This is a genomic window from Sorangium sp. So ce281 (assembly GCF_051527395.1).
Lineage (GTDB): Bacteria > Myxococcota_A > Polyangia > Polyangiales > Polyangiaceae > Sorangium > Sorangium cellulosum_B.
Map to the genome: position 1 here is coordinate 11014581 of NZ_CP150322.1, position 15715 is coordinate 11030295.

The window sequence follows — 15715 nt, forward strand, 5'->3', positions numbered from 1 at the left end:
CCGAAGCCGGAGACGCGCTTCGTCGAGGCCAGCCAGGGGCCGGAGCGGCGGGCCGGCTCCTGTCCCGTGACTTGTCACGTGACACTGTCACGTGACAGCGGGCCGTCTCACCGTGACATCGCGCCACCTCACGCCCGCCCTCGCGAGAGAAGCCGGCCGAAAGACATGGCCGCGCGTGCAGAACCGGCGGGCATGAGCATTGCCAATGCCTGCCTGGCGCCCGGTGCACGCCCGACACGCGGGCCGGCGTCAACCAGGACGGCGACAGGCACGTCATGCCGCGCGCCCCTGAATGCCCTCCATCGTGGACCTGCCGACTTCCATCCTGGTTCAATCTTCGGGCATTGGCGGGAGAATGATATGAAACATGGACGATGGGTCGTCGCCGCAGCATTGATATGCGGCTGCGATGGCACGAGCGTCGCTCCGGGCGGCGCGCCGGGCGCCGGCGCGGCGCGACCGTCGAACGAGAGCATCCTCGGGTTCGAGGACGCGGGCGCGTGGACGCTCGATGGCGGCGCCGCGCAGGCGAGCGACAAGCGCGCGCACGGCGAGAAGAGCCTCGAGGTGCCCGGCAGCGGGTACCACGAGCTGGTGAGCGCGCCGCTCAGCACCCTCGCGGCGGTCCACTCCACCCTCTCCGTCAGCCTGTCGCTCCCGGAGGCGCCGCCCGGCGCGGAGCCGCTGGGGCACGTCCACCTGGTCGTGGAGCTGCCCTCCCAGGGGATCGAGCGCCGGCTCGTCCAGGAGGTCGCGCTCCCCCGGGGAGCGGCAGGTCAGTTCACACGCGTCGATTTCGAGCTGCCTGCCGAGCTGGTGGCGGCGCTCAAGACAGAGTACGACGACCTGCGGCTCAAGATCGCGCTGGATCTCCCGCGGGGCGCCACGGGCCCTTGCCGGCTCGACGCCATCCGCCTCGGCGCGACGGACGAGGCCCCGAGGCTCCGCGTCGCCGAGGACTACGCGAGGTCCTCGGCGAAGGGGGACATCGTGGCTCAGGGGACATTCACCCTGCGAGGCCGCGTCGAGGACAACACGCTGGCGCGATCGGTCACCGTGAGCGTCGGCGATGCGCCAGCGCAGGCGTCGGCGCTCACGCCGGCAGGAGAGTTCTCCATCGACCTGCCGCTCCGGAACGACCCGGGTGAGTTCCTGACGCCCAACCGGGTCCACATCGTCGCGACCGACATCGACGGCAACGAGAGCGCTTCTGACATCGTCGTCGTGTCGCTGGCGTCCATGATGCCGGGCGAGCTCATCGTGAAGTTCAGCTCGGGCGCGTCGGCCGAGGAGCGCGGGAGCGTCCTCTCCGGTGTACAGGGCGCGCTCGCGCGGCAGATCACTCCGGACATGGGCGTGGTCACCGTGCCGAAGGGGACGGAGAGGGAGGCGCTCTCGGCGCTCCTCGCGAGCGGCGAGCCGGTGCGGTTCGCCCTGCCCAACCTGATCGCCGTGCCGACCTACGTGCCGAACGATCCATTCTATTCTACGCAGGACTGGTACATCGAGGCGATGAACGTGGACGCCGCCTGGGATATCCAGCGAGGCTCCCACGATGTCGTCGTCGCGGTGGTCGACAGCGGCGTGATTTACTATCAGGCGGCGTACTACGACACGGACAATTGCAGCGGCCCGGGCCCTCATCCGCTGGTCGACAACATCTACCTCAACGCGGACGAGTGCTGCGCCGCGCCCCCGTGCAGCAGCAGCTGCATGCCGCTCACGACGGGCGGGACCTGCCCGCGGTCGGACCTGAACAGCGACGGCTGCCCCGGCGACTGCGGAGTGGACGATGACGGCGACGGCGCGACGGATCTGCTCGATCCCGACGTCGCGCGCATCTACACGAACCACCTGGACGACGACGGCGACGGCTCGATCGCCGACGAGATCGGCCCCGGCGGCGTCGCCTGCAACGCCCTGCCCCCGGGCGCGCTGCTGGGCGCGCCCGAAGGACAGGACTGCGACGGGGCCGCGCGAGACGATGACGAGAACGGCTATCCGGACGACTGCCGCGGCTTCCAGTTCGCGCGCCCGGGACAAGACCTCGGCGGCAGCCCGCTCAGGCCGAACGACCCGTCGCCCGTGGACACCGGAAACACGCACGGAGACATCGTGGCGGGGGCTCTCGGCGAGATCGGAGACGACTGCTCCGGTTATACCGGCGTGATGCAGCGGGTCAAGATCATGCCCCTGGGCAGCGGGCGCCTGGAGACGCGCATCGTGAACGGCACACCGACGACCGTCGCCGCCCCGACGTACGATGCCATCCTCGAGGCGTACCAGTACGCCGCGCGCAACGGCGCGCACATCGTCAACAGCTCGTTCGGCGGCAGCTTCAACGGCTGGACGGGCATCTCGTACACGCCCGAGGACGCCGTTCGTGACATGACGGAGGCCGTCTGGGACCTCGGCGTCTCCCACCTCCTGTTCGTGACCGCCGCGGGCAACGGGGGGACCAACCTCGACACGGTCGATTCGTTCGGGAATCCGCTCTTCGCCCACTTCCCCGCTCATCTCGGGCTGCCCAACAAGATCGTGGTCGCGGCGAGCGACCAGTCCGGCAACCGCTCCGTCTGGACGGGCGGCCAGTCGTCCGCCTATGGCGCGAAGACGGTCTCGGTCGCGGCGCCTGGCACGAACACCTTCCTCGGCGCCGACGGCACGTCCCTCGCCGCCCCGATGGTCAGCGGCGTCGCCGGGCTGCTCCTGTCCCAGCACAGCGAGCTGCGTGGTGACCCCGTGCGCGTGGTGAAGATGATCGAGCAGACCGCCGCGCCGCTGCCCGCGTTCGCCGGCCTCACCCGCACCGGCGGCATCGTCGACGCGCACGCCGCGCTCACCGCGCCGCTGCCTCCGCAGCCGCTGTTCACCGACGGCACGGTGGGGCGCGTCCCGCTGGGCACGACGACCGGGACCAGCGACATCGACCTGATCGACATTGACAACGACGGTGATCTCGACGTGTTCATCGTGCCCTACTCGGCCGATGTCAACCAGCCGCTCATGCAGCCGCGCCTGCTCAGGAACGACGGCGGCCACCTCGTGGACGTCACGGCGCTGCAGTTTCCCAGCGTGCTGGTCAGGCACACCGATGTGGATTCCGGCGATGTGGACAGCGACGGCGACATGGACATCATCGCGGCAGCTTACCACCCCATGGGCACGACGGCGTCGAAGCAGGCCGCCCTGTACCTCAACTCCGGCGGCACCTTCACGGTGGCCACGACCGGGCGCCTGCCATCGACCACGATGTCGGATAGCGCGGTCGAGCTCTGCGACGTGGACGCCGACGGCGATCTCGACGCGTTCTTCGGGAACGTCGCGCCGGGCAACTCGACGCTGCTCATCAACGGGGGCAACGGCGTGTTCACCGACCAGAGCAGCTTCTGGCTCGGCGCCGCGACGCAGGGCATCACGGCGGAGAAGGCGCTGTGCGTGGAGATCGCGGACGTCAACGCTTCCGCGTGCGCTGGCCGCCCTGCTGCCCTGTGTGGGATCTGCTCCGATCCCAAGCGATCGGTCGCCGGGCTCGTGGCGAGCGGCGCGGTGACGCCGGCCCAGCAGGCGGATTGCCTCGCGATCCGTCACGCCATCTACCCCGAGCTCATCCTGGCCGGCCCCACGACCATGTTCTTGCGCAACACCCAGGGAGGCCCGTTCGTCAACGCCAACGGTCGTCTGAGCGCTAGTTCGCCGGTGACGACGTTCGGGTCGGTCGACGTCGAGGCTGCGGACCTCGAAACCGATGGGGACCTGGATCTGGTGTTCGCCCCCGCATACGGGGGTCAGACTGTCCTGCTCTCGAACAACGGGACCGGGTACTTCGCCAACGTGACGGCGAGCCGGATCAGCACGCACGCCTACGACGCCAACGCTCGCGAGGTCGAGCTCGGCGACTTCGACATGGACGGCGACGTGGACATCGTCATGCTGCGGGGCAACATCGCCTCGATGTCATCGCGCAAGCACTCGCTGTACAGGAACGCCGGCGGCTACTTCGCCCAGGACGACGCCCCCTGGCTCACCCAGACCCTCCTCTTGACGGCCGACGGGGACGTCGGCGACATGGATGGCGACGGGGACCTGGATCTCATGCTGGGGAATTATAGCCAGGCGAATCAGCTCCTGCTCAACACGATGGTGCCCTGAGCGAGAGGCTGTCAGGGAGAAGGCATCATCGGAACGTGGCGTCCGCAAGGTCGATCCTGCTGGTTCCCCCGCCAGCCGATCGAGGTCGCGCACCCGGAGTCGTCGGAGGCGCTCCGCCGTCGCCTGGCGCGGGGTGAAACACGTTCCAGATGGCCTCTCCTTCGCTCGCGTGGTATTCGGCTGGAGCGCGGGTCGTGCGCGAGGCGAACAGCGGCGCGCTCCGGAGGTCATCGATGTTGAACACAGCGGCTGGAAGGTTCCGTCTCGTCGCCCTGGGCGAGGGAGCGTCGTTTCTCCTCCTCCTCGGGGTCGCGATGCCGCTCAAGTACTTCGCAGGCCTTCCGGCAGCGGTCCGCGTCGTTGGCATGGTGCACGGCCTCTTGTTCGTGCTCTACGTGTTCGGCGTGATCGAGGCGGTGGCCGCCGGGCGCTGGTCGATGGGGCAGGGGCTCCGAGCGCTCCTCGCGTCGCTGATCCCCTTCGGCCCGTTCGTGCTCGACGCCCGCCTGCGGCGGGAACAACACGAAGAGACAGCGGCGTTGCCCGAAGCCGCGTCCGGCGACAGCGGCGCGGCGCATCGAGGCTAGCGGGAGCATCGATGGCACTCCCCTCGACGCGAATGGACTTCCGCATCGACCTCTCGCACGTCGATCGCGGCCGGGAGGCGAGCGAGCGGGTGATCGTCGCCCGCCACCCGTCGGAGAGCGCCGAGCACGTCATGCTGCGGGTGCTCGCGTATTGCCTCTTTCACGAGGAGGGCCTCGCCTTCGGCCCGGGGCTCGCCGACGCCGAGGGGGCGGACCTCTGGACGCGCGATCCCGCGGGCCGCGTCCTCACCTGGATCGAGTGCGGCGCGGCGCCGTTCGAGAAGCTCAAGAGGGTCGTGCAGCACAACGCGGGCGTCGCCGTTCACGCGCTCTTCTCGGACGCGCGCCGGCGCGACGAGCTCGTGTGCGGCGCGCGTGAGGCCGCCTCGCGCGCGAGCAAGGTCGCCGGCGCGATCTCGCTCTCCACCGTCGACCACCGCCTCGTCGCCGCGCTCGCAGAGAACACGGGTCTGCGGCGCAAATGGGCGGTCACGATCGTGGGTGATCACCTCTATATCGAGGCCGACGGCAGCACGCTCGACGGCGAGGTCGTCCGCTCCCGGCTCGAAGAGCCGTGATCGCGTCGAGACGAGAGGCCAGGTTCTAACCTCCGGAGCGCTCGGCTCCCCCGGTGTCGTCGGCGTCGATGCAGGCCATCAGCCTGCCTCACTTCGCCCGCGCCGCGCCGGTCGGGCATCTCGTCTTCCCGCGCCGCGCGGGTGGGCGCGTTCCGTCGGCTCGTGCGGCAGGGGCACGTGCGGCGCAAGGCGGATCCGGGCGCCCGGCGGAGGCTGCGGCTGGGACGGACAGCGGCGTGAGCCGGACAGCCGAGCTGACGCCGGCGCGTCGCCTGCGCCTGCGTCGCCTGCGCGGCGACGTGCTCACCACGTCATGAGCTGGTCGCGGATCCAGCTGGCCCGCCTGCGGAGAAAGTCCTTGAGCAGGCTGATCTCGGCGTCGTGGGACCCATCGCGAGGCGGGGAGTCCGGCCAGCGCGCGAAGTTCCGCTCCACGGCCGGAGCTCCCGCCTTGCGCACCAGGTCGTCCACCATGGCGTCGAGCTTGTCGGGCGCGAGCTCGCCCTGGAGCAGCGCCAAGAATCGTGCCTTGTACCGCGCCTTGAACGCTGGATCGCGGAACAGCGACCCCCACCAGCCCTCCGTGAAGTAGTCGGTCCCGTCGGAGCCCGCGAGCTTCCACTCCTCCGGCTCGACCGCGCGTTCGTCGTGGAGCGTTCCGAGGCTCCGGTCGAAGTCCCACACGGGACCGGCCGAGAGGAGGCCCTGTCGATCTTTGAAGAAATACGTGCTGATCCGCAGGGCATCGACGTTCTTCGTCAGGGCGTTGATGATGTTGTGGTCGATGAAGGAATCTTGATCGATGAAGCTCGAAGTGTGTTTGCCGCTGCTGGGCTGCGTGAAGTCATCCGCGTCGACGGCCTGACCGAAGTCGTCGATGTAACGGCGAATGTAGTCGAGCTGCGGCTTTCGCGCGGGGGCCAGCATCTCCTCCGGATCGGGGTACACGAACTGGAGGTCCTGGCCGCCGGCCTTGAATTGATCGTCGCCCTTGTCGATGCGCAAGAGGAAGCCGCCGGTCACGTCCGGCTCCGTGAGATCGTCGGCCGAGAGCTTGGCCACCGGGACACGCGCCTGACCGCGCTTGATCTTCTCGATCGCCGTGTAGAACCCGAGGAAGCTCTTCTTCGCCACGTCGGCCCCCGAGTCGACGAGGAACACCTCGACGAAGCTCGTGCGCGGCGCGTACCGGCCGATGCGGTTGCTCATCTCGAAGGCGAGCGCGTTGCGGATCAGCGAGCGGTCGAAGCTCACCGGATCGCTGAGCACCCAGTCGGAGTCCGCGGGCATCCCCAGGAACTCCCGGTCGAGATCCGTGTCCAGCGCGTCGTCACGAAATTCGACGGCGTATTGCTTCTTCGGAAACTCGCGAGACGTCGCGCCGCGGACGTGGATGCCGATGCGACCATCGAAGCTCGCGCGGCCCAGGAGCTTGGTCTGCCCAGCGCTGGGCTCGAGCAGCATGAACGTGGCCGGGACGAACTCGGTGCCGAGCGGGTCGAGCTGCTCCGACTCGAAGGTGTGGATCACGACGATCGGCAACTCCGAGCTGAACTCCGCGCTATCGGCGGCGACCTTGAAATACGCCTCGGTCGCGATCGGCCCGAGGAGGTCGGCCCCGTCGCTGCCCTCTCCCCCGTTGCCCCCTTCCCCGGAAGGCGCGGCGTCCGGGACGACGGCGAGGGCGCGCACCCGCGTGGACGCGGTGAGCACGAGCGGCTCGACGTAGACCGGCGAGCTCGCGGTGGGCAGCGAGCCGTCGGTCGTGAAGTGCACCACAGCGCGCTCGTCCTCGACCGTGAGCTCCACGGGCTCGGACGCCTGGAAGGTGCCTCCCTTCGGCGTGAACACGACGGCCAACGACTTCGGGGCAGGCGCTTTCGCGTCATCCCTCGCCTCGCTCGAGCAGCCCCCGAGCGAGGCCAACACGCACACCCCCGCGATCCGCAGCGCCGCGAGCTTCGACATGTCGATCATTCCCGCACAGGTTACCCGGATCGCTCGTGAAGATCCCGTGACCCGGGATCGACGGGATCACCAGGTGGAAACCTGCGGGGGGTCGCCGCCGTGCGAGCCCGGGTGGATCGTAGTCGCCCCCCCTCCACCTAACGGGCGGCGCTCCGCGGCGAGGAGGCCTGTCGTCGCCGGAGGGCGAACGCGGCGAGGGCCGCCGTCAGGAGGCCAAGGGTGTGGTTCCCGCCGACGCCCGCGACGCGGCAGCCGCAGCCCTCGCCGTCGCTGGAGGCGTCGCCGCCCCCGCCGGCCGCGCCGGTGCCGCTGCCTGCGCCCGTGCCGCCTGCGCCCGTGCCGCCTGCGCCGCCTGCCTCACCCCCGCCCGCGGATCCGGCGCCGCTGCCCATCCCACCCGCGGATCCGGCGCCGCTGCCCATCCCGCCCGAGCCGGTGGTGCCGCCGCCCGCGCCCCCTTCGCCGGAGGGCCCCGGCGGAGGCACCGTCGCGCAGTCGCCGAGCGAATGTTCGAGCGCGCCGAGCGTGAAGCTCCCGCTGCCCGGCCGCCCGCGCGCGCAGTAGTCGTCGGTCACCGCGGCCTCGGCGGGCGCTTCGCCGACGAGCGACGCCACATCCCCTTTGATGTGCAGGTCGCCGAGACCTGGATCTTCGTACCACGTTTGGAACGTCGCGAGTCCCACCTCGGCCAGGTTGTCACTCTCCTGATGCGTGCCCCCGTCGCGGTCGCGGATCTTGCCCGTGAGCACGTTGCCGCGCGCGACGCCGCTGGTCGTCGCGAAGCGGAAGTCGATCCCGCTCGTCGCGATCAGCGTGTTGAAATGAAGCCGCGTGTCCGCCGCGCGGTTCAAGTAGACCCCGACGTCCGAGCAGCTCGCGATGATGTTGTTCCGCATCGTTCCGCCGGTGTGCTCGACCTCGCAGGGCACGTCGGGGTCGTAGGCCGGGGCGCAGTACTGGGCCCCCGTGCCGCCGCCGCCGAACGACAGCCCGATGCGCGCCCCGTCCGGCGAGCCGGCGGTGGTGCAGACGACGAGGTTGCGCTCGAAGAGCCCGTCCGAGCCGCCGCTCTTCATGAACGCGCCGTAGCTGACGGTGTCGCCGCCGTCTTTCTGGAAGTCGTGCAGGTAGCTGTCGCGCACGGTCCAGCGCTTGCCGCCGTCGATGTTGATCTTGGTGACGGGGTTGCCGGTCCTGCGCGGGTGGGTGTCGAACAGCTCCGATCGCTCGATCAGCCCGTCGTCGGGGGCCGTCCAGACGCCGTCGACCTGCGCGGCGTTGATCTTGAGCTGGGCATTGAAGTCCCGCACCTTCGAGCGGCGGAGGGCGAAGCGGCTGGCAGCGCCGAACACGTGGAAGGCATGCTCGCAGTCCGAGTCGTCGGCGCAGACGCCGCGGATGTCGAGGTCCTCGAAGTGCCAGTTCGGGCCGCTGACCTTGAAGCCTTCGAGGCCCGACAGCTCGACGATCGCGCCGAGCGGCTCGGCGGCGCGCACGACGATCGGCGCGGCCTCGGTGCCCGCGGCCGCGCAGGAGACGCCGTCGAAGGCGTAGGTGCCCGAGGCGAGGACGATCTCGTCGCCGGCCTTGGCCGCGCCGATCGCGGCGACGAGCTCGTCGGCGGTGCCGACCGGCACGACGGCCGCCGCGGCGGGGGCGGCGACGAGGAGGGAGGTGAGCAGGGCGAGCGGAGCGACGGGCGCGCGGCGTAGCGACATGGCGGCCAGGATGCGCGGGTGCGCTCGTCCGTCAAGACGGCGAGCGCGACGTGTGACGGCCGCGCTCACGCGCGCGGGGCGAGCACCTGAAAGCGCCGTCCGCTGGATAACACGTACGGGTCCTCGCCGGTTGCGAGCACGTCGTGCCGCTGGCTCAGCTGATGACCTGGCTGGCAGCAGGCGAGCGTGTACGCGACGTTCCAGCGCAGCCGGGCGAGGACATCGTCGATGGGGACATGGGCGTGCACGAACGTGACGAGCACGGGCATGTCGGGCAACGCGTTGAGCCGTTCGATGGCTGCGAAGACGTCGGCGCGTTGCCAGGCGAAGCGGCGGATGCCGAATCGGGCGCGCCAGGCCTCGACCAGCGGCTCGTTGAGCACCGGATCGACGCTGACGTTCTCAGCCTCCGTCTTCAGCGCGAACAACGCCCCGGTGCGGGCGTGGGCGCCGTCGCCGACGTGGATGACCCGGCACGGCGCGCCGGACAGGTAGGGCCGCAGGTGCTCGAGCGCCGAATAGCTCTCGGTCATTTCCTTGGCGGGGCGCGTGGCTTTGGCGAAGAGCGGCCACAGGGCTTCGAACGACCCTCGACGCATCAGGCGATCCAGGTAGTCGCTGCTCGCTGGGCCAGCGTCCGTGTGCGGATTCACGGCGGTCGTTCTATCACCGGGCGCCGGAGCGCGTGGCCCAAAGCGCCAGCTCGGCCGTTCGCCGTCAGATTTGTTGGCGTTTTTGGCGGGAGGTTGAACAGGAAGACGGGCAGATTGGTGAGATTTTACTCCTCGTCTCCCCGCCTCCTTGTGCATTTCCCCGAAAAGCTCGAGGGGATGCTTCAGCCCGCCGTCCAGAGCCGCTTTCCGTCATTCACCGCGGTCGTGCTGGTTCGCGCCCTCTTGTACATCCGGAGCCGAGATCGATCCTTTGCCCGCCTTTCGGCTTTCACAGGTTCCATGTCCTCTCGTTCCCGCGCGCTCCCGCCCGCGCTCGCCGCCCTCGTCTCGTCCCGCGACGTCGGCCCCGGCGCGCCTCAATCGCGCGCCCCGGGCGGCGCTCGCGGGGGCGTGGCTGGACAGCGCGCGGGCCGAGTGCGGCGCGATCCCGGCGTTCCTCGCCCTCGCGCAGGACCTCGCGGCGGTCGGCGCACTCGTGGCGCGGGCGCTCGCCGCGCTCGGCGATGAGGTCCACCACACGGCGCGGTGCAGCGAGCTCGCGAGCGCGCTCGCGGGGTAGCGCGTCGGGCCGGCGCTGCTCCCGCCTCCGGCGGCGCCGGCGCCGGGGGACGACGCCGAGGTCGAGGGTGGGCGGAAGGGAGCTGCAGGCCTTCGGCCAGCTCCCGTGCGCCGAGGCCGACGCCGCCTGGGACGAGATGTGGGCGGCGGCGCGGCGCGACGGGGAACGGATGCTCGACCGCCGGGTCGACGGCCTCGTCAGAGCGGAGCCCGCACGGCGCGCAGGATCTCCAGCGCTTGGGCGTTGTCCGCCAAGGGCTTCGAAACAAAAACGGCTCGCCAGGCGCCGTCCCCGCGAGGCTTGAGAGGACGTAGGTCCAGTCCATGCGCCACAGGAAGCGTGTGCCGTCGATCCTCAGGCAGCGGAGCTTCGGGCGGGACACGGCGGAGACGATGAACCGTCGCGGAGGGACTGCCAAGGGTGGCTGTTCCCTCGCGTTCCACGGACGGAGCTGGTAGCATTGCGCGATACCATCCCGTCATCATGCGCTGAGCCCAGGGGGACCATGGGACCGAACGACCCGAAGCCGTACGACGACGCCGACCTTGCCCACGTCGTCTCCATGGAATACTCCCGCGAGGACAACAAAGGCGATAGGTTTTATAGCTACCCCACTCGCAATGACAACCGGCCAGCGCTCGCGACGCCCGCCAAGCAGGAGTACTTCTATCGCGCGATGAAGCGGGCGGAGGCCGTCGCGTGGCTAACTCCGGGTCGACCCGCCGTGCCCGACCCCGGGGGGCACCACCCGTGGGCGAGCTATCGAAACTACTCGCTGACCTACCTCACGCGCGCCAACCAGTACACCCACCTGATCGAGGTCCATGCCCCGGGCTTCGTGGAGTGGATGATGGAAGTGGGCTTCACCGGCGGCAAGATCGAGAACAACGACATCTCCTGGGGCATCGGCGGGAACTCCTCCAATAGCTTCGGAGGCAACCCCAAGACGAACGCCGCGCTGAAGGCGCTCTATGCGAAGGCCTGTAACAACGGGGTCGTGGTGAACCACACGGGCGTGCCGGGTGGCCTGCGCGGCATGGCGAAGCGCGTGGCGCCCTACATCTTCAAGCAGTCGATCAAGTGGGTGAAGCTCGTGAACCTGCGCTCGCAAGCGCCCTGAATCGTTGCTTCCCCCCGAGGATCCGCTCCAGCGCAAATGCGGCGGCGATCTTCGCCCTGCCGAAGGGTGGATGCGGGCAGCTCATGGCGCGGCGACAGGGCCTCGAGCTCGCTGGCGCTGCCTGGTAGGCTGGCCGCATGATTCTGCCGCCTCAGGATGCCGAGATCGTCGATCCACCCGGACCCCGTGTCACCGCCCCCGAGCGACTCAAGCTCGAGCGGATGCTCGCCGTGGTCGGCTGATCCCGGTGTGTGGCGCGCGAGCTACGCCGAAGCGAGCGCCTTGATATCGGCGACCTCGATCACCTGCCTCGGCGCCCCGCTCGTCACGGAACGCACCATCGCGCGCTCCACTTCTTCGAGCTTCAGGGCCGGGAACACGAGCTTCATGAGCGGGGCGAGCGGAAGCAGGAAGCGGTAGGCTCGCTTCAGGTTCTTTTGTCCCGGCACCGGCGTCATCAAGCCCGGCCGGAAGTTGTAAACGCCGCGAAAGGGCAGGCGCATGAGCGCGTTCTCGGCCTTGCCCTTCACGCGCGCCCACATCACCCGGCCCTGCTCGCTCGAGTCGGTGTGCGCACCCGAAACGTGCGTGAGCACCATGCCGGGATTGAGGCGCGCGAGCGCCGTCGCGAAGGCGAGCACCGTATCGTACGTGATCGCCGTGTAGTCCGCCTCGCTCATGCCGACCGAGCTCACCCCGGCGCAGTAGAAGCACGCGTCGTAGCCCGAGAGCCGCGCTTCGAAGGCGCCGAGCTCGCGAAAGTCGGGGATCAAGCACTCCTCGAGCTTCGGGTGCGCGTGCCCCGACGGCCGGCGTGCCACCGACAGGACCCGCTCGACCGTGGGATCCTCGAGACAAGCGAGCATCACGCCTTCGCCGACCATGCCGGTCGTTCCGGTAACGATGACCTTCATGGCCGCCATGTTCGACCCGAAGCGCCGACGACGCAAACCCTGGAACGACCGAGCGTACCCTTTCTTTCACCTGGATGGCGCTTCTTGTGCCTTCGTCTCCGACGCGGACGTACTCGACGCTCTCGCCGACGATGGTGACTGCTTCGCTCGAGAAGCGAGCCTGAGCACCGAAGACGCTGCCGGTACGGCGCTGGCATGCTAGACAGTGGCACACCGAAACGCGAACAGGCTCGCGAGCAGTTCTCGCTTGTAGCTGGCCGCAGCTGCAGGATGCTATTCGAGGTGTCATGGGCAGTGAAGTGGTTTCAAGTGCGGTCGGCAGCATGGGCTTGCTCGGCGGCTGATTCGAGTCAGATGGAAGGCGCCGTTCACGCGGCGCGCTTCGCGCCTTTGCCATGAGTGCTCCGTCCTGATGTTCGCCGCGGCGGCGGCTTCCCACGCGAATGAGGAGGATGCGCGATCAGCACTTCGGCCGGGATCTGCATCGATGCGTGGAGTCTTCGGATCATCGGGAGCGTGAGCGCCCGTTTGCGGGCCAAGACCTCCGAGACGCGTGCCCTGGAACCGATCAGCGGCTCAAGCTTCTTGCGAGTCCACCCGAGTTGCTCGCAGCGCGCCTCGATCGCTGCGATCGGGTCTGGCGGCGCAATAGGGGACTGCTTGCGCTCGTACGCGTCGACTAGCGTCGCGAGCGCATCGAGCTCTTGCGCCTCGGGCGAGCCTGGCTCGGCGTCCCAGAGCTCTTCGATTCTGCGAAGCGCCCGACCGTGACTCTCCTTGTCCACAACAGGCTCGATCATCGCGGTGCCCTCATACGCTCGTCGCGTCAATTTTGTCGTACTCGGCATGGGTGCCGATGAATCGGACGTAGACCAGATACAATGGGCCGTACTTGACTTGAGCGATCAAACGGTAATTGTTGCCCTTGATGTCGAACACAACCCGGTTGTTCGGGAGGAAGTCGACGCTTCCGAAGACGGCTTTGATGTCAGCGGGCCCCGTCCAGGTGGCATTCTGGACGATGGAGAACCAGAGCCGCAGCGGAATCTCGGCATCGGCATGCCGCGTCCAGAACTCTACGAGAGTGCTGCGGCTGAAGACCCTCACGGAGTGGAAGGCATATCATGCTCCCGCGGTGGGAGCAACCGCTTCGAGTGCAGCCTCGATGGCGGCTGAACCAGGCTCTCCGCTGTCGCCCGCCGAACCCACTGGCGCTGAGCGCCGGCCGTCGAGACCCGCGCAGGCAGCCAGCTCAGCGTGTTCGCGCCACGGCCACGACCGCGACGGGGCGAGGTTGCGTCCTGACTTGCGGCGCTTTTGGCAGACCCAGGAACGGGGTCGGGTTCACGCCCAGCGGTGACTGAAGGCTGGACAGCGTGGGTCGCAGGCGCCATTCGACGCGCTAGCGCGCCCCACGCGCGGCACCCACGCGCGCAATCGTGCCCATCCACCCGATCACCGAGAGCGCCGCGAGCTTCTGAAGCGCTGGCAAAAGGACGTGGCAGCCCGGCACCGCGATCGCAACCGCGTAGTACGCGGCGTCCGCGCTGCCGAGCGCGAGCGAAAGCGCACCGAGCCACGCCGAGAAGCGCAACGGTGACGAGCGGCTCTCGCCCGCATTGCTCCGTGCAAACGCGCCGGTCACGCCCAGGAGCGTCGCCAGCAGCCCGGGGATCGTCGCGACGAACACCGACACGGCGTGGAACAGCGGCGAGACCACGGACGGCAGCCACGCGATCAGGTTCGTGCCGGCGGCGGAGAGCAGTCCGAACACGCGAACCGAGCCGCCGAGCCGGCCGCCGAGCAGGGCGCCGTGAACCCACCAGAACGGGACGAGCGCGAGGGAAAAGCAGACGAACGAGGCCTGAGCGAGCGAGCGCGCGCGCGTGTTGTCCACCCCGCGCTGGGTCACGGGCTGCGTGAGGTCGCAGAAGAAGTTGCCCCAGAAATCGTAGCCGGGCGCGTTCGCGTCGCAGAAGGTGCCGCCCGGATACGCGACCGCGGCGAGCGCGGTGAGGATGAGAAACGCGGAGACCCCGACCAGGATCAGCGCGGGTGCGACGCGGGTAGGCTGCCCCACGCGCGCGAGAATAACACGAGGGCCGATGCGTTCCGGGTCATGCTCGAAGCTCGGGCGCGCCCGGGCCGCTTCACCATGGTGGTTCGCGTCACGCGCGTCACGAGGTAGGAGTGCGCGGAGCCTGGTCGCGCGCGATCGCATTCGGGACGAGCGCTCGCACGACGCGCTCGTGGCACGCGCGTTCAGCTTCGAATAAAGAGTCTGCACGAAGTGACCCATCTGTCCAGATTGCACGAGGATACCCTCACCGTGCGCGCGCGCTGGCAGACGCCGCTCACCCATGAGGCGAAAGAGGCGAGCCGCGAGGCGACCCTCGCGGAGCTCGCCGCCGGGAGCAAGGAGCAGCTCGTCAAGGGCAAGGCCATCGTGGCCTACGCCGAGGCGCTCAAGGCGGGCACGAGCGAGGCGCTGCACGCCGCGCGCGAGCAGGTGATCGCGGCGAACCCGGGCGGCGATCCGGAGCTCGACGAGATCGCGGAGCTGATCCCGCTCCACCCGCTCTACTGAGAGATCGGCCCCGGAGGGGTCGACGTGGGGTCGACCCTGGTTGGTTCAGCCCGAAGCCTCCAGCAACGCCGCGTCGTGCGCCTCGGCGCCGGGCCCGAGCGGCTGGCCGTAGGAGAACTCGATGTAGTTGCCGTCCGGGTCCTTGAGCGCGCAGAAATAAGCCACCGGATAGGGCAGCTCCTTGGGCGGCCAGACGAGGTGCGCTCCGCCGCGGCGCGCGATCTCGTCGACCGCGGCGCGGCTCTCGAGCGCAAACCCGAGATGACTCATGTCCTCCGGCGTCTGCGGCGCGCGCTGGCCGCCCTCGATCATCACCAGGACGAACGTCCGCTCCTTCCCCTCCTCGGCGAGCCAGGCGACCCGCGTGCCGGCGTCGCTGCGCTCGTGAACCACCTTGAGCCCGCAGAACTCGCGATAAAAGGCGATCGTCGCGTCGAGGTTGCCTACGTGGAGCGCGACGTGGGTCATCATCGGTTTCATCGTAAACTATCCTTCTTTTCTCCCCGGCAGCGTAGCAGACGAACAGGCGCGGGAGCAGCGGGGCCGCGCCCCGGCGCGCTCGATGGGCGGGTCTTCGTGTTCAACATGATCACGTATCACACGGCGAGCTCGCGGCGGCGCGTCATGGAAAGTCGCCATGATACCTCGCTGTCCGGCAAGGCGAGGGCCCTCTGGGACGTGCTGGCGATGCCGACGGCGGGCATGCTCGTCGCCCTCCTGGCGGCGCTGGTCCTCGTCGTTGCCTGGACCGCCTGGAGGGATCGCGTCCCCTTCGTACCGTGTTCCCGACCGACGCAGCCGTCCTGGCATCGCTCGCCGGCGCCGCCTTCGTGACCGCCCTCGTGACCTCTCCGGTCC

16 protein-coding genes and 1 pseudogene are annotated in these 15715 nt (G+C 69.2%); 8 read left to right on the forward strand and 9 right to left on the reverse strand.

Annotation, left to right across the window (positions count from 1 at the left end):
• Nucleotides 1–360 precede the first annotated feature (360 nt).
• The 3 genes from WMF27_RS42275 (at nt 361) to WMF27_RS42285 (ending at nt 5317) form a co-directional block, all read left to right on the forward strand.
• Entirely contained in the window at nt 361–4152 is a 3792-nt protein-coding gene (locus WMF27_RS42275; protein ID WP_437763231.1) for a S8 family serine peptidase, read from the forward strand.
• A gap of 233 nt (nt 4153–4385) precedes the next feature.
• Nucleotides 4386–4739 carry a DUF3817 domain-containing protein gene (locus tag WMF27_RS42280; RefSeq protein WP_437763230.1) on the forward strand — a complete coding sequence of 118 codons (354 nt, stop codon included), beginning with the start codon at nt 4386–4388 and terminating at the stop codon, nt 4737–4739.
• An 11-nt stretch (nt 4740–4750) separates the two neighbouring features.
• Nucleotides 4751–5317 carry a YaeQ family protein gene (locus WMF27_RS42285; protein ID WP_437943504.1) on the forward strand — a complete coding sequence of 189 codons (567 nt, stop codon included), beginning with the start codon at nt 4751–4753 and terminating at the stop codon, nt 5315–5317.
• 303 nt (nt 5318–5620) lie between these two features.
• On the opposite strand, the gene WMF27_RS42290 is transcribed toward WMF27_RS42285, so the two are convergent.
• The 3 genes from WMF27_RS42290 to WMF27_RS42300 form a co-directional block, all read right to left on the reverse strand.
• Nucleotides 5621–7285 (reverse strand): CotH kinase family protein, encoded by a 1665-nt coding sequence (locus tag WMF27_RS42290; protein WP_437763228.1) that lies wholly within the window; start codon nt 7283–7285, stop codon nt 5621–5623.
• 137 nt (nt 7286–7422) lie between these two features.
• Nucleotides 7423–9003 (reverse strand): MYXO-CTERM sorting domain-containing protein, encoded by a 1581-nt coding sequence (locus WMF27_RS42295; protein ID WP_437763227.1) that lies wholly within the window; start codon nt 9001–9003, stop codon nt 7423–7425.
• Between the two features lie 65 nt (nt 9004–9068).
• Nucleotides 9069–9602 (reverse strand): hypothetical protein, encoded by a 534-nt coding sequence (locus tag WMF27_RS42300; RefSeq protein WP_437763226.1) that lies wholly within the window; start codon nt 9600–9602, stop codon nt 9069–9071.
• Between the two features lie 325 nt (nt 9603–9927).
• Between WMF27_RS42300 and WMF27_RS42305 the strand changes: the two genes are divergently transcribed.
• On the forward strand, nt 9928–10236 hold the full coding sequence (locus WMF27_RS42305; RefSeq protein WP_437763225.1) for a hypothetical protein: 309 nt from the start codon (nt 9928–9930) through the stop codon (nt 10234–10236).
• A 505-nt stretch (nt 10237–10741) separates the two neighbouring features.
• On the forward strand, nt 10742–11356 hold the full coding sequence (locus WMF27_RS42310; RefSeq protein ID WP_437763224.1) for a hypothetical protein: 615 nt from the start codon (nt 10742–10744) through the stop codon (nt 11354–11356).
• A gap of 263 nt (nt 11357–11619) precedes the next feature.
• On the opposite strand, the gene WMF27_RS42315 is transcribed toward WMF27_RS42310, so the two are convergent.
• Nucleotides 11620–12270 carry an NAD-dependent epimerase/dehydratase family protein gene (locus WMF27_RS42315; RefSeq protein ID WP_437763223.1) on the reverse strand — a complete coding sequence of 217 codons (651 nt, stop codon included), beginning with the start codon at nt 12268–12270 and terminating at the stop codon, nt 11620–11622.
• On the opposite strand from WMF27_RS42315, the gene WMF27_RS42320 reads away from it, so the two are divergent.
• Nucleotides 12269–12472 (forward strand): hypothetical protein, encoded by a 204-nt coding sequence (locus tag WMF27_RS42320; RefSeq protein ID WP_437763222.1) that lies wholly within the window; start codon nt 12269–12271, stop codon nt 12470–12472. The genes WMF27_RS42315 and WMF27_RS42320 overlap by 2 nt on opposite strands.
• Here WMF27_RS42320 and WMF27_RS42325 read toward each other — a convergent pair.
• The 4 genes and pseudogenes from WMF27_RS42325 to WMF27_RS42340 all read right to left on the reverse strand — a co-directional run.
• Nucleotides 12413–12667, reverse strand: a pseudogene (locus WMF27_RS42325) (GFA family protein); the annotation flags it as partial. The gene WMF27_RS42320 and the pseudogene WMF27_RS42325 overlap by 60 nt on opposite strands.
• Nucleotides 12639–13070: a helix-turn-helix domain-containing protein gene (locus tag WMF27_RS42330; protein WP_437763221.1), complete on the reverse strand. Its 432-nt coding sequence runs from the start codon at nt 13068–13070 to the stop codon at nt 12639–12641. The gene WMF27_RS42330 and the pseudogene WMF27_RS42325, both read right to left, overlap by 29 nt.
• A gap of 10 nt (nt 13071–13080) precedes the next feature.
• Entirely contained in the window at nt 13081–13377 is a 297-nt protein-coding gene (locus WMF27_RS42335; protein WP_437763220.1) for a type II toxin-antitoxin system HigB family toxin, read from the reverse strand.
• Between the two features lie 295 nt (nt 13378–13672).
• Nucleotides 13673–14569: a hypothetical protein gene (locus WMF27_RS42340; protein ID WP_437763219.1), complete on the reverse strand. Its 897-nt coding sequence runs from the start codon at nt 14567–14569 to the stop codon at nt 13673–13675.
• A gap of 9 nt (nt 14570–14578) precedes the next feature.
• On the opposite strand from WMF27_RS42340, the gene WMF27_RS42345 reads away from it, so the two are divergent.
• Nucleotides 14579–14857, forward strand: coding sequence for a hypothetical protein (locus tag WMF27_RS42345; protein WP_437763218.1), 279 nt, complete (start codon nt 14579–14581; stop codon nt 14855–14857).
• Nucleotides 14858–14902: 45 nt separating this feature from the next.
• Here WMF27_RS42345 and WMF27_RS42350 read toward each other — a convergent pair whose 3' ends face one another.
• On the reverse strand, nt 14903–15337 hold the full coding sequence (locus WMF27_RS42350; protein ID WP_437763217.1) for a VOC family protein: 435 nt from the start codon (nt 15335–15337) through the stop codon (nt 14903–14905).
• A gap of 105 nt (nt 15338–15442) precedes the next feature.
• On the opposite strand from WMF27_RS42350, the gene WMF27_RS42355 reads away from it, so the two are divergent.
• Nucleotides 15443–15691, forward strand: coding sequence for a hypothetical protein (locus tag WMF27_RS42355; protein WP_437943505.1), 249 nt, complete (start codon nt 15443–15445; stop codon nt 15689–15691).
• Nucleotides 15692–15715 lie beyond the last annotated feature (24 nt).